At 57.8% G+C, this 13,751-nt stretch carries 11 protein-coding genes and 1 pseudogene; 11 read left to right on the top strand and 1 reads right to left on the bottom strand.

Annotation, left to right across the window (positions count from 1 at the left end; translation table 11 throughout):
• Positions 1–50 precede the first annotated feature (50 nt).
• The 11 genes and pseudogenes from traD (at position 51) to arsH (ending at position 13,229) form a co-directional block, all read left to right on the top strand.
• Positions 51–2,360: a type IV conjugative transfer system coupling protein TraD gene (traD, locus tag BHE81_RS27700; protein WP_023313941.1), complete on the top strand. Its 2,310-nt coding sequence runs from the start codon at positions 51–53 to the stop codon at positions 2,358–2,360.
• Positions 2,360–7,618, top strand: a complete 5,259-nt coding sequence (gene traI / locus BHE81_RS27695) for a conjugative transfer relaxase/helicase TraI (RefSeq protein WP_149888862.1) — start codon at positions 2,360–2,362, stop codon at positions 7,616–7,618. The genes traD and traI overlap by 1 nt, the downstream gene beginning before the upstream one ends.
• Positions 7,619–7,707: 89 nt before the next feature.
• The gene (gene traX / locus BHE81_RS27690) at positions 7,708–8,433 is read left to right on the top strand and encodes a type-F conjugative transfer system pilin acetylase TraX (RefSeq protein ID WP_009309882.1); all 726 of its coding nucleotides are present in this window, start codon (positions 7,708–7,710) and stop codon (positions 8,431–8,433) included.
• 155 nt (positions 8,434–8,588) lie between these two features.
• Positions 8,589–9,185 (top strand): fertility inhibition protein FinO, encoded by a 597-nt coding sequence (locus BHE81_RS27685; RefSeq protein WP_009309883.1) that lies wholly within the window; start codon positions 8,589–8,591, stop codon positions 9,183–9,185.
• A gap of 19 nt (positions 9,186–9,204) precedes the next feature.
• Positions 9,205–9,552 (top strand): DUF6404 family protein, encoded by a 348-nt coding sequence (locus tag BHE81_RS27680; protein ID WP_009309884.1) that lies wholly within the window; start codon positions 9,205–9,207, stop codon positions 9,550–9,552.
• A gap of 470 nt (positions 9,553–10,022) precedes the next feature.
• Positions 10,023–10,667 (top strand): hypothetical protein, encoded by a 645-nt coding sequence (locus BHE81_RS27675; RefSeq protein WP_009309885.1) that lies wholly within the window; start codon positions 10,023–10,025, stop codon positions 10,665–10,667.
• 55 nt (positions 10,668–10,722) lie between these two features.
• Positions 10,723–11,373: a DUF2726 domain-containing protein gene (locus tag BHE81_RS27670; RefSeq protein WP_009309886.1), complete on the top strand. Its 651-nt coding sequence runs from the start codon at positions 10,723–10,725 to the stop codon at positions 11,371–11,373.
• The gene (locus BHE81_RS27665) at positions 11,370–11,681 is read left to right on the top strand and encodes a hypothetical protein (RefSeq protein WP_009309887.1); all 312 of its coding nucleotides are present in this window, start codon (positions 11,370–11,372) and stop codon (positions 11,679–11,681) included. The genes BHE81_RS27670 and BHE81_RS27665 overlap by 4 nt, the downstream gene beginning before the upstream one ends.
• Before the next feature lie 105 nt (positions 11,682–11,786).
• A pseudogene (locus BHE81_RS28950) lies at positions 11,787–11,927 on the top strand (phospholipase D family protein); the annotation flags it as partial.
• 250 nt (positions 11,928–12,177) lie between these two features.
• Positions 12,178–12,510, top strand: a complete 333-nt coding sequence (locus BHE81_RS27655) for an ArsR/SmtB family transcription factor (RefSeq protein ID WP_001549890.1) — start codon at positions 12,178–12,180, stop codon at positions 12,508–12,510.
• Between the two features lie 5 nt (positions 12,511–12,515).
• Positions 12,516–13,229 carry an arsenical resistance protein ArsH gene (gene arsH, locus BHE81_RS27650; RefSeq protein ID WP_025801347.1) on the top strand — a complete coding sequence of 238 codons (714 nt, stop codon included), beginning with the start codon at positions 12,516–12,518 and terminating at the stop codon, positions 13,227–13,229.
• Between the two features lie 57 nt (positions 13,230–13,286).
• Here arsH and arsC read toward each other — a convergent pair whose 3' ends face one another.
• Positions 13,287–13,715, bottom strand: coding sequence for a glutaredoxin-dependent arsenate reductase (arsC, locus tag BHE81_RS27645; protein WP_046624034.1), 429 nt, complete (start codon positions 13,713–13,715; stop codon positions 13,287–13,289).
• Between the last annotated feature and the right edge of the window lie 36 nt (positions 13,716–13,751).

Genomic DNA, 13,751 nt, shown 5'->3' with positions numbered 1-13,751 from the left:
CTGATTAATTTGTCCTTCCGACCCTAATACTTTACTGACGGATTAGTGCCATGAGTTTCAATGCCAAAGATATGACGCAGGGCGGTCAGATCGCCAATATGCGTTTTCGCATGTTTGGTCAGATTGCCAATATTATTTTTTATGTGCTGTTTATTTTATTCTGGGTGCTGTGCGGACTGATGCTGATGTACCGGCTCAGCTGGCAGACCTTTGTGAACGGCTGCGTATACTGGTGGTGTACGACGCTGGGTCCGATGCGCGATATTATTCGCTCCCAGCCGGTATACACCATTCAGTATTACGGCCAGTCGCTGGAATATACCTCAGAACAAATCCTGGCCGATAAATATACTATCTGGTGCGGAGAGCAACTGTGGACCAGTTTCGTCTTTGCTGCCGTGGTTTCTCTTGTTATCTGTATCGTGACGTTCTTCATCGCCAGCTGGGTGCTGGGCCGCCAGGGGAAACAGCAGAGTGAGGATGAGAATACCGGCGGGCGCCAGCTTTCCGATAAGCCCAAAGAAGTGGCCCGCCAGATGAAGCGTGATGGTATGGCCTCTGATATTAAAATTGGCGATCTGCCTATTCTTAAAAACTCCGAAATCCAGAACTTCTGCCTCCACGGTACCGTGGGTTCCGGTAAATCAGAAGTGATCCGCCGGCTACTGAATTATGTCCGTGCCCGGGGCGATATGGCCATCATTTACGATCGCTCCTGTGAGTTCGTCAAAAGCTATTACGACCCGTCACTGGATAAAATCCTCAACCCGCTGGACTCGCGCTGCGCGGCCTGGGATTTGTGGAAAGAGTGCCTGACGCTGCCGGACTTCGACAACATCTCCAACACCCTTATCCCGATGGGCACCAAAGAAGACCCGTTCTGGCAGGGCTCCGGTCGCACTATCTTTGCCGAAGGCGCGTACCTGATGCGTGAAGACAAGGATCGCAGCTACGAGAAGCTGGTTGATACCATGCTGTCCATTAAAATCGACAAGCTGCGCGCCTATCTGCAGAACACGCCGGCAGCGAACCTGGTTGAAGAGAAAATTGAGAAAACGGCCATCTCCATTCGTGCCGTGCTGACCAACTACGTCAAGGCTATTCGCTACCTGCAGGGCATCGAGAAGAACGGGGAGCCGTTCACTATCAGGGACTGGATGCGCGGTGTCCGTGAGGACCGACCCAATGGCTGGCTGTTTATCTCCTCCAACGCTGACACCCATGCTTCCCTGAAGCCGGTTATCTCGATGTGGCTGTCAATTGCTATCCGCGGCCTGCTGGCGATGGGGGAGAACCGTAACCGGCGCGTGTGGATTTTCGCCGACGAGCTCCCCACGCTGCACAAGCTGCCGGACCTGGTCGAAATCCTCCCTGAGGCGCGTAAATTTGGTGGTTGTTATGTGTTTGGTATTCAGTCCTATGCCCAGCTGGAAGACATCTATGGCGTCAAGCCTGCCGCCACGCTCTTTGACGTGATGAACACCCGGGCCTTCTTCCGCTCCCCGAGTAAGGAGATTGCGGAGTTTGCTGCCGGTGAAATTGGCGAGAAGGAAATCCTCAAGGCCAGTGAGCAGTACTCCTACGGTGCTGACCCGGTGCGTGATGGTGTATCGACCGGGAAAGAAAAAGAGCGGGAAACGCTGGTCAGTTACTCCGATATTCAGACGCTGCCTGACCTGTCCTGCTATGTCACGCTGCCCGGGCCGTATCCGGCCGTGAAACTGGCCCTCAAATACAAGCCGCGTCCGAAAATTGCCGAGGGATTTATTCCTCGCACTCTCGATGCGCGGGTGGATGCGCGGCTCAGTGCGTTGCTTGAAGCGCGGGAAGCTGAAGGCAGTCTTGCCAGGGCACTTTTCACGCCGGATGCGCCGGCATCCGGGACCGCTGATACAAACAGTCACGCCGGTGAACAGCCTGAGCCGGTCAGTCAGCCTGCGCCAGCAGAAGTGACAGTATCTCCGGCACCGGTAAAAGCGCCGGCGACAACGAAGATGCCGGCAGCGGAACCCTCCGCCAGGACAGCTGAGCCTCCCGTCCTGCGGGTCACGACCGTACCGTTGATCAAACCAAAAGCAGCCGCAGCGGCCGCTGCTGCCGCAACAGCATCCTCTGCCGGTACCCCTGCTGCAGCTGCAGGCGGGACAGAACAGGAGCTGGCGCAGCAGTCCGCAGAGCAGGGGCAGGACATGCTGCCGGCCGGTATGAACAAGGACGGCGTCATCGAGGACATGCAGGCGTATGACGCCTGGGCTGATGAGCAGACACTGCGGGATATGCAGCGGCGTGAGGAAGTCAATATCAACCACAGCCACCGCCACGATGAGCAGGATGATGTCGAGATTGGGGGGAACTTCTGATGCTTAGTTTCAGCCAGGTTAAATCAGCTGGCAGTGCCGGTAATTACTATACGGACAAGGATAATTACTACGTTATCGGGAGTATGGACGAGCGCTGGCAGGGTAAAGGCGCGGAAGCGCTTGGTCTTGAAGGAAAGGTAGACAAGCAGGTCTTCACGGAGCTTCTGCAGGGAAAACTACCTGATGGCAGCGACCTGACCCGGATACAGGATGGCGTGAATAAGCACCGGCCCGGTTACGACCTGACCTTCTCGGCACCGAAAAGTGTATCGATGCTGGCTATGCTGGGCGGCGATAAGCGTCTTATCGATGCTCATAATCGCGCGGTGACAGTCGCTCTTAACCAGGTGGAGTCCCTTGCCTCCACACGGGTAAAGAGAGATGGCGTTTCTGAAACGGTCCTGACCGGGAATCTGATTATTGCCCGCTTTAACCACGATACATCGCGCGCTCAGGACCCACAGATACACACGCACAGCGTGGTTATCAATACGACACAGAACGGCGATAAATGGCAGACGCTGGCCAGCGATACCGTCGGTAAAACCGGGTTTTCCGAAAACATACTGGCCAACCGCATCGCTTTGGGAAAGATATACCAGAACTCTCTCAGGGCCGATGTTGAGTCTATGGGTTACAAGACAGTGGATGCGGGTAAGAATGGCATGTGGGAGATGGAGGGCGTGCCGGTTGAGTCGTTTTCCACGCGCAGTCAGGAGCTCCGGGAGGCTGCAGGACCCGATGCCTCCCTGAAGTCCCGGGATGTGGCCGCGCTCGATACCCGCAAGTCGAAAGAAGCCATCGATCCGGCAGAGAAGATGGTGGAGTGGATGAACACGCTGAAGGAGACCGGGTTTGACATCCGGGGGTACCGTGAGGCCGCCGATGCGCGAGCCGCAGAGCTGGCACGTGCACCTGCCGCGCCGGTGAACACTGACGGTCCGGATATCACGGATGTGGTGACGAAAGCGATTGCCGGTCTCAGCGACCGCAAGGTGCAGTTCACGTATGCCGACCTGCTGGCACGCACGGTCGGCCAGCTGGAGGCGAAGGACGGTGTGTTTGAGCTGGCCAGAGCCGGTATCGATGCCGCCATTGAACGGGAGCAGCTTATCCCTCTCGATCGCGAGAAAGGCCTGTTCACCTCAAATATCCACGTTCTCGATGAACTCGCCGTCAAAGCCCTGAGTCAGGAGGTGCAGCGCCAGAATCATGTCTCCGTCACGCCCGATGCGTCTGTGGTGCGCCAGGTCCCTTTCAGCGATGCCGTCAGCGTGCTGGCGCAGGATCGCCCGGTTATGGGTATCGTTTCCGGTCAGGGCGGTGCAACCGGCCAGCGGGAGCGGGTGGCCGAGTTAACCCTGATGGCCCGGGAGCAGGGGCGCGACGTCCATATCCTGGCGGCCGATAACCGTTCACGTGATTTTCTCGCCGGGGATGTGCGTCTGGCCGGGGAGACGGTGACCGGTAAATCCGCCCTGCAGGACGGAACGGCGTTTATTCCGGGCGGAACACTCATCGTGGATCAGGCGGAGAAGCTGAGCCTGAAGGAAACGATTTCCCTGCTCGATGGCGCGATGCGCCATAACGTGCAGGTCCTGCTCTCCGACAGCGGGAAGCGCAGCGGGACCGGCAGCGCGCTGACGGTGCTGAAGGACAGCGGCGTGAATACGTATCGCTGGCAGGGTGGCCATCAGACCACAGCCGACATCATCAGTGAACCGGATAAAGGCGCACGCTACAGCCGGCTGGCACAGGAGTTTGCCGTCAGCGTGCGTGAAGGGCTGGAAAGCGTGGCGCAAATCAGCGGGACGCGTGAACAGAGCGTACTCAACGGCCTCATCCGTGACTCCCTCAGAAATGAGGGAGTGCTGGGTGAGAAAGACACGACCATTACAGCCCTGACGCCGGTATGGCTGGACAGCAAAAGCCGGGGCGTGCGGGATTATTACCGGGAGGGGATGGTGATGGAACGCTGGGATCCGGAGACCCGGACGCACGATCGCTTTGTCATTGACCGGGTGACCGCGAGCAGCAATATGCTGACCCTGAAAGACCGGGAAGGGGGCCGTCTGGATCTGAAGGTTTCCGCGGTCGACAGCCAGTGGACGCTGTTCCGGGCAGAGACACTGCCGGTGGCCGAGGGGGAACGTCTGGCGGTGCTCGGGAAGATACCGGACACACGCCTGAAGGGCGGGGAAAGCATCACGGTGATGAAAGTGGAGGACGGGCAACTGACGGTACAGCGTCCGGGGCAGAAAACCACGCAGACCCTGGCCGTGGGCGCGGGCGTGTTTGACGGGATTAAAATCGGCCACGGCTGGGTGGAAAGTCCCGGCAGGTCGGTTAGCGAGACGGCAACGGTCTTTGCGTCGGTGACGCAGCGTGAGCTGGATAACGCCACCCTCAACCAGCTGGCGCAGAGCGGAAGTCATCTCCGTCTGTACTCGGCGCAGGATGCGGCTCGCACGACGGAGAAGCTGTCGCGGCATACCGCCTTCAGCGTGGTCTCAGAGCAGCTGAAGACCCGATCCGGCGAGACGGACCTGGATGCGGCCATTGCGCAGCAGAAGGCCGGACTGCGTACCCCGGCAGAACAGGCCATTCACCTGGCCATCCCGCTGCTTGAAAGTGAGAAACTGACCTTCTCCCGGCCCCAGCTGCTGGCGACAGCGCTGGAAACCGGGGGCGGGAAGGTTCCGATGGCGGACATCGACACGACCATTCAGGCACAAATCAGGTCGGGGCAGTTGCTGAATGTACCGGTGGCGCACGGCCACGGCAATGACCTGCTGATTTCCCGTCAGACCTGGGACGCCGAAAAAAGCATCCTGACCCACGTGCTGGAAGGTAAAGACGCGGTGGCCCCCCTGATGGATCGCGTACCGGCCAGTCTGATGACGGACCTGACCGCCGGACAGCGGGCGGCGACCCGGATGATTCTGGAAAGCACGGACCGGTTCACGGTGGTTCAGGGGTATGCCGGGGTGGGGAAAACCACCCAGTTCCGGGCAGTCATGAGTGCCATCAGTCTGCTGCCGGAAGAGACCCGTCCGCGCGTCATCGGTCTGGCGCCGACGCATCGCGCGGTCGGGGAAATGCAGAGTGCTGGCGTGGATGCGCGCACGACGGCGTCGTTCCTCCACGACACGCAGCTGCTGCAGCGCAATGGCCAGACACCCGATTTCAGCAACACCCTGTTCCTGCTCGACGAGAGCTCAATGGTGGGGCTGGCCGATATGGCAAAAGCCCACTCCCTCATCGTCGCCGGCGGTGGACGGGCGGTGTCCAGTGGGGATAACGACCAGCTGCAGCCCATCGCGCCGGGCCAGCCGTTCAGGCTCATGCAGCAGCGCAGCGCCGCCGACGTTGCCATCATGAAAGAGATTGTGCGCCAGGTGCCTGAGCTGCGACCGGCGGTCTACAGCCTGATTGAGCGGGATGTGCACCGCGCCCTGACCACCATCGAGCAGGTCACGCCGGAGCAGGTGCCGAGAAAAGAAGGCGTCTGGGCGCCGGGCAGTTCTGTGGTGGAATTCACGCCGGCGCAGGAAAAGGCGATACAAAAGGCGCTGAGCGAGGGGGAAACCCTGCCGGCAGGTCAGCCCGCGACGCTCTACGAGGCGCTGGTGAAGGACTATACCGGACGGACCCCGGAGGCACAGTCGCAGACGCTGATTATCACCCATCTGAATAAGGACCGGCGGGCGCTGAACAGTCTGATCCATGACGCACGGCGGGAGAACGGGGAAACCGGCAAAGAGGAAATCACCCTGCCGGTGCTGGTCACGAGCAACATCCGTGACGGTGAACTGCGCAAACTGTCGACCTGGACGGCTCACAAGGAGGCGGTGGCGCTGGTTGATAACGTATACCACCGTATCAGCAAAGTGGATAAGGATAATCAGCTGATCACCCTGACAGACAGTGAAGGAAAGGAGCGATATATCTCTCCCCGTGAAGCCTCTGCTGAAGGTGTGACGCTTTATCGCCAGGAAAAGATCACCGTGTCTCAGGGGGACCGAATGCGCTTCAGCAAAAGTGACCTGGAGCGCGGCTATGTGGCCAACAGTATCTGGGAGGTGCAGTCTGTTTCGGGTGACAGTGTCACGCTGTCTGATGGCAAAACCACCCGCACGCTGACCCCGAAGGCGGATCAGGCGCAGCAGCATATCGACCTCGCCTACGCCATCACCGCCCACGGCGCCCAGGGGGCCAGCGAACCGTATGCCATCGCGCTGGAAGGGGTGGCCGGTGGTCGGGAACAGATGGCCAGCTTTGAGTCTGCCTATGTCGCTTTATCCCGCATGAAACAGCATGTGCAGGTTTACACCGACAGCCGTGAGGGCTGGATAAAGGCCATCAGGCATTCACCTGAGAAAGCGACGGCGCACGATATTCTGGAACCCCGTAACGACCGGGCGGTGAAAAGCGCCGATCTGCTGTTCGGGCGGGCAAGGCCACTGGATGAAACCGCCGCTGGCCGGGCAGCCCTGCAGCAGTCCGGTCTGGCACAGGGAAATTCACCGGGAAAATTCATTTCCCCGGGGAAAAAGTACCCTCAGCCGCATGTGGCGCTGCCGGCATTCGATAAGAACGGGAAAGCCGCCGGTATCTGGCTCAGCCCGCTGACCGACAGGGACGGACGGCTGGAGGCCATCGGCGGAGAGGGACGGATTATGGGCAATGATGCCGCCCGGTTCGTGGCGCTGCAGAACAGCCGCAATGGTGAAAGCCTGCTGGCCGGGAATATGGGGGAGGGGGTCAGAATGGCCCGCGACAATCCCGATACCGGGGTGGTGGTGCGGCTGGCCGGTGATGACCGCCCCTGGAACCCCGGGGCCATCACCGGCGGGCGGGTATGGGCTGATCCGGCGCCGGTGGGTCCGGTACCGCAGGCCGGGGCTGACATTATCCTCCCGCCAGAGGTACTGGCGCAGCGGGCGGCAGAAGAGCAGCAGCGCCGGGAAATGGAAAAACAGGCGGAACAGACTGCCCGGGAAGTGGCCGGGGAGGCGCGTAAAGCCGGCGAGCCGGCGGACCGGGTGAAAGAGGTTATCGGGGACGTCATTCGCGGACTGGAGCGTGACCGGCCGGGTACGGAGAAAACGACGCTACCGGATGATCCTCAGTTCCGGCGCCAGGAGGCGGCGATTCAGCAGGTGGCCTCAGAAAGTCTGCAGCGTGAGCGTCTGCAGGCTGTGGAGCGGGACATGGTGCGCGACCTGAACCGCGAGAAAACCCTCGGGGGTGACTGACGCGCCTGCGGCTTGTCTGCCCCGGCAGGGCCTCCGGTTAACACCGGACCCCCTGCCGGGGCGCGGTAAAAAGAGAGAAGGATACAGAGATGACAGCACACACAATCGGTTTCAGAGCCGCTGACCGCTGGCTGCAGGCATTACTGACCTGGACACCGGGTCAGACGGATATGATTAAAACGGTGGCCCTGGTCCTGATGGTCACCGACCATGCCGGGTTACTGCTGGCACACAATAACGAGATAATGCGGCTTCTGGGACGGGGCTGTTTTCCGCTGTTTGGTCTGGCATGGGGAATGAATCTGGCCCGGCACGCGGAAATACGCCAGTCGCAGCTGAACAGCCTGTGGGGCTGGGCGCTGGTTGCCCAGGTGTCGTTTATGCTCATCGGGTACCCGTGGTATACCGGGAATATTCTGTTTGCCTTTGCCGTCACGGGCCAGGTCCTGCGGTGGGTCAGCCAGCCGTCCTGGTATTACACCCTCCCGGCGGTCGGACTGCTGGTCGCCTGGATACCCCTGTCAACCGGCAGCTACGGCATGGCCGGAGTGGGCATGCTCACCGCCAGCTGGCTACTTTGTCGCGCACAGCATGCACCGGAACGGCTGGGATACGGGGTGCTGTGGGCCCTCATGGTGTTGCTGATGAATATGCATAACGTGAGTGAATCGGCGGCCGGGCTGGCGATTGCGCTGCTGACGCTGATCGTGTGTTCATCTGCCGGAGAACGTGTGAAACGCTTCTGGCCGCGGCATTTCTTTGTGATGTTCTATGCAGTGCACCTCGCGGTACTGGGTATTGTCATCTCTATGTAAAAAAAAAACCGGACACAGGTCCGGGGGAGGGCACATTGCCCGTAAACGTGACAAGGGGATATCATCGTTGTGTCCACTGCATTGTGAGGTGAAACGATGATACCGTTAGCGTATCGTATACCTCAGACCTGTAGCTTTTATTGATATGGCCCCTTATGAGTGAAGAAAAACGCCCTGTACTGAGCCTGAAACGAAAACCGGCGGAGAACAGTACGGCACCCGCGGAGGCGACACCTGTCCCTGGTGTGGTGCGCCGTAAGAAGGTCGTGGTGGTTTCGTCCCCGCCGGCCTGGAAGGCAAAGAAAGAGAAACTTGAGAAGGTTAAACAAGCGGCAGAAGCCGCCGCGCGTAACGCGGCGCCGGCGCCGGTTAAAGCAGTAAAGACGCCACCTCAGGTGCGTTATCTTCGCCTGCTGCCGCCGGAACAGGCCATCATGACCCTGAAGGCGTTCTGGCCACAGCTGTTCGACGGGAACTCCCCCCGTCTGCTGGCAACAGGCATGCGCGAACAGCTGTTTGCCGACATTGTGAACCGTGACCTGCCGCTGTCGCATAAACAGGTGATTAAGTGCCTGAAGAGTCTGACCCGGTCTGCGGGCTATCTGTCCCGGATGAAGGTGGGGGCCTCCCGCTATGATCTGCAGGGGAATGCCGTCGCGACCGTCGCTGCAGAGGAAGCGCAGTACGCCAGCGAGCGCATGATGAAAGAACTCCTGCGAACTGAGCGTATGCGGAGCCAGTCAGCTGGCTGAATACAATCGAGGAGAGGAAATGGATTTTGAAGCGCGGAAACAAAAGGCGCTGGCGATAATGGCCAGCCGTAAGATGTGGAAAAGCAATTATGCACCGCTTCTGATACGACTGTTGTGGCGGCTGGGGATAAACATTCCCCCGCTGCCGTTTGCTCCGCTCTGGCAGGTTTTTGTCGTAATGACAGGCTATTTCTCCCTTGGATATGGGCTGTGGATGTACTGGACGGTGTGGCGGGCCCAGGGGATGCCTCTCCTGTTCGCCTGCGAAGTCAGTCTTATCGCGGGCGTGTTATTTGGCCTGACGATGGCACTTTTTCATCTGTGGCGGCGAAAGGTGAATAAATTACCTGACTGGAAAGATCTGTAATGAAATAAATATAAGCTGTCAGGTTGTGAATATTCCTGGCCTGACAGACCCCTCGTTTTCTTAAAAATATTTACCCTGTATGGTGTGGTTATTATACGTGACTACGTCCGTTCTGGTATTACTCCTGTCCGGAAGGGACTGTTGTGTTTATTATTGTCGTATATAGTCAGAACAAATATATTCAAACGAAAGAGAGGTAAAGGGTGAAAGGCATTGTGGCTGAGGCATGTGTGTTGCCCGGGTATGGGCAGACGCGAAGAATGACAAGCCATTCGGTGCCGTGAATGGCTGCTTCGGGACTGCCACGTCCCGGGGCGATGTGACGCTTATAAGTGCTCAATTTTCAATTTAAGTCATCCACTGTCAGTATTTAACTGATTTCAATATTTTATTACATCACGACGTGCGATATATGAAATGCACAGGCTTTCATATCGTGCGTAAATCATCAAATAAAAAGGAATGATACTATGTTTAAATATTTTATTCTGCGCAAACAGCAGCAGCTGTTCTGTTATTTCTGCGGTATCGTGCTAGCGATGGTTCTTATGCTCCTGTTCCCTTCCGTTTTTCGGGGGAATGGGTTTTATCTGCTTTTATCGTCTGTTGCGCCGTTCTGGGCAGGCCTTGCCCTATATACCCGTCACATCGACCGGATGAGAAAGCCAGAGGTCTCACCGCTGGTCAGTATTCGCGACGGTATTCAGGTGGTGGCCGAGGTGCCGCGCCATGAAAAGGCCCGGCTGGAATGGGAAATCCTCCGGGATGATGAGGTGTTTCGCCAGCAAAGGTGGGAGCTTACAGGCCTGACCGGACGGGTTATCAGCCGGGGGCTGTTGTATACGCCGGCGGTGATGCTGGTCGGTATCGGTATTCTCGCCTGGGGTTCCCCACAGGATGCCATCCGCCTGATTAATGCTCTTCGTAATATGCCTGCTGCGGAACTGGTGCACCAGATTGGTTTTGTCCTGTGCCTCGTCCTGCAGATTAGCGTCATATCAGTTCTGATCGCTGATGTTGTAGCCGGGAGAGGACTGCCGAATGTATTTCGCCGCGCGTTGCTCGACAGGCTGCCGGCAGAGTTCTGCCTTATCAGAAGAGGGACAGAAAGATGAGGACGACGACAGGAAAACGCATCGGGAAAGAAAGGAACATCAGGGAATAAAATACATGGCAAAGATATTAATGATGGCGGGCAGTACCGTTGTTGTGCTGAGTTTGCTGGGGTTTCTGGTGCTGCTTCTGAAAGGACGCGCAGTAACGAAGACTTCCCCGGTTCTGATGTCACTGAAAGCCCTGGGTATTCGCCCCTCAGAGGCTGAGCAACGGTTGTGTCGCCAGCGGGTCTGGGTGGGTAATGACACACTGATGACGCCACGGGAACAACATTTTTTCCGGGCATTACTGAGGCATACCAGCCGAAAGCGCTGGCTGTTGTGTCCTCAGGTCCGGGTGGCAGATATTGCCACACTCTCTCCCCATATCCGGCCACGATCCCGGACCTGGTGGCAACTCTTCCGGATGGCATCACAGTGGCACTGCGATGTGGTCATCGTTGACATCCATACCTTCGCTATCATCGGCGCAGTTGAACTGGATGATGCCTCACACCAGAAAAAACACCGTATCCGGCGCGATATTCTGCTGGAAGAGGTTCTGAGGCAGGCCGGTATTCCACTACTACGCGATCGGGATTCAGAGAGGCTGGTAAGAAGGGTCAGAGAGTTTCTGAAATACCGCGGAGCCGATGCTGCCGAAAAATCCATAACCGGTATGAATTCAACGACAGAGCATACTGAACGCAAGGAGAAAGAAAAATGATTATCGCCGCCGAAGTGAAACGTGATGAACAGGGGTACTGGACACATCCTGTGCTGGCACGCAGTGGTTGTGAAACTTCCGCAGAATTAAGCTACTGGCTCAGAACTCATAAACTTCAGTGCTTTGTGATGACAATGCGCGATGAAGCGCCTGAAGCCTTTGCTGCCGGATTTACGGATGAAGCCCCGGATGCCCGTGGCTGGATACCGGAACCGCCGAATGATGATGATGGCTGGTTCCTGGGCTCTGTCCACGATACCGGCGACGGACCCGTCTGCTACTGGTTTCGGCATACCACAAAATCCTGACGCCTCCGCATGGCGTCGTTGTCCAACCCCGGGAACGGGGAAAAGCCAGTTTCCCCCGCTCCCGGCGTTTCTTAAAACACCCGTTAAGGAAATACTGTGAAAAAAATTAACCGTACACTCCGCAGATGTTGTCTGTCGGGGCTTATTAGTCTGACTTTGTTTGCACCTGTTCCGGCCGTGTATGCCGCCAGCATCGAGACGGGATATTCACCGGAAGGAACGGCTCTGCAGCGGGGTCTGAGGTCCAACCATGCGAAAAACCACGTTAAGAAAGCAACCTTCTGAAAAGGCGACGTTTATCAGTTTTTTTTCCGGCCATAAAGGGGGCGGAAATTATTCCCTGCACGGGTATTCGCAAGGATTTCGGTAGTGCTCTGGCTCTGCCCCCCATAACCTGGCGGACAGAGCATGATTGGGAAAGCGGTACCCTCACGGCAGAAACGATTGACGCAGGCTATATTTCTATTATTCTGGAAATATAGATAAAGGAGGTATTATGGATTTAAACACTGCTGCAAACGCACTTCGAGAACTGGGCCACCCGACACGTCTCAGCATATACCGGGAGCTGGTCAGGGCGGGTCATGAAGGCCTGCCGGTTGGCGAACTGCAGAAGCACCTTGAGATTCCTGCCTCCACGCTCAGCCATCATCTTTCAGCGCTGATATCCGCTGGACTCATAAGCCAGGAACGGCAGAGTCGTACCCTGTTCTGCAGGCCCTGCTATGCGCAGCTTGAGCAATTGATGGCCTTTCTGACAGAAGAATGCTGCGCAGGCGGCAGCTGCAGTCTGTCACCCGCAAAGACTCCCGAAGAGACCCCATTGTGAACAACCTGACTGATGCCCTGAAAAATATCGATCCGGCCCTCCTGGACGCGCCGCTGACGGAAGATAAGCTGAAGGCCAGAGAGATAACGCATCCGCCCCGCATCCTGATGCTCTACGGCTCGCTGCGGGCGCGCTCTTACAGCCGGCTGACAACGGAAGAAGGTGCCCGGCTGCTGACGGCCATGGGCGCGGAGGTGAAAATTTTCAACCCGTCCGGCCTGCCACTGCCCGATGATGCGCCGGAGACGCACCCGAAAGTGGCTGAGCTGCGGGAGCTGGTTCTCTGGTCGGAAGGCATGGTCTGGTGCTCTCCGGAGCGTCACGGGGCCATGACCGGCATCATGAAGGCCCAGATTGACTGGATACCGCTGACGTCAGGCGCGGTCCGCCCGTCACAGGGAAAAACCCTGGCCGTCATGCAGGTCAGCGGCGGCTCACAGTCGTTCAACGCTGTAAATCAGATGCGTATTCTTGGACGCTGGATGCGGATGATCACCATCCCGAATCAGTCATCCGTGGCAAAAGCCTGGGCCGAGTTTGATGAGGATGGCCGCATGAAGCCTTCTTCGTATTATGACCGCATAGTGGACGTCATGGAGGAACTGATGAAGTTCACCCTGCTGACGCGCGGTCGCAGTGATTATCTCACCGACCGCTACAGCGAAAGGAAAGAGAGTGCCGCGCAGCTTTCTGAGCGGGTCAACCAGCGCAGCATATAAAAAAGCCGGCAGATGCCGGCTTTTTCCACACTGTTATGCCCGCAGCCTGGTAAAAAATCAGTGGCTGACGCGGTTCCCGTGCTCATCAATGACGGCTTCGCCGTCCTCTTTGGTAAACGCGCCCTGCTGCGGGTCCGGCAGTATGCCCAGAACCACTTCGGAGGGACGGCACAGCTTCGTGCCGAGCGGTGTCACTACCACCGGGCGATTAATGAGGATCGGATGAGCCAGCATGGCATCGAGCAGTTCGTCATTGCTGAAGCGGTCTTCTGCCAGGCCGAGCTGTTCGTACGGTTCGGTATTTTTGCGCAGCAGGTCGCGCACGCCGATGCCCATATCCGCAATCAGCTTCTTCAGCTCATCGCGTGACGGCGGCGTTTCCAGATACAGAATAACCGTGGGTTCGGCGCCGCTGTTACGGATAAGCGCCAGGGTATTGCGGGATGTCCCGCAGGCCGGGTTGTGGTAAATGGTAATGTCAGTCATAAGCGGTACTCCGTAAAGGGGCTGCACGGGCGCAGC

This window comes from Klebsiella sp. AqSCr (assembly GCF_008452795.1).
GTDB classification, from domain to species: Bacteria; Pseudomonadota; Gammaproteobacteria; order Enterobacterales; family Enterobacteriaceae; genus Klebsiella; species Klebsiella pneumoniae.
This window is presented reverse-complemented; position numbering and strand designations above follow the sequence as displayed.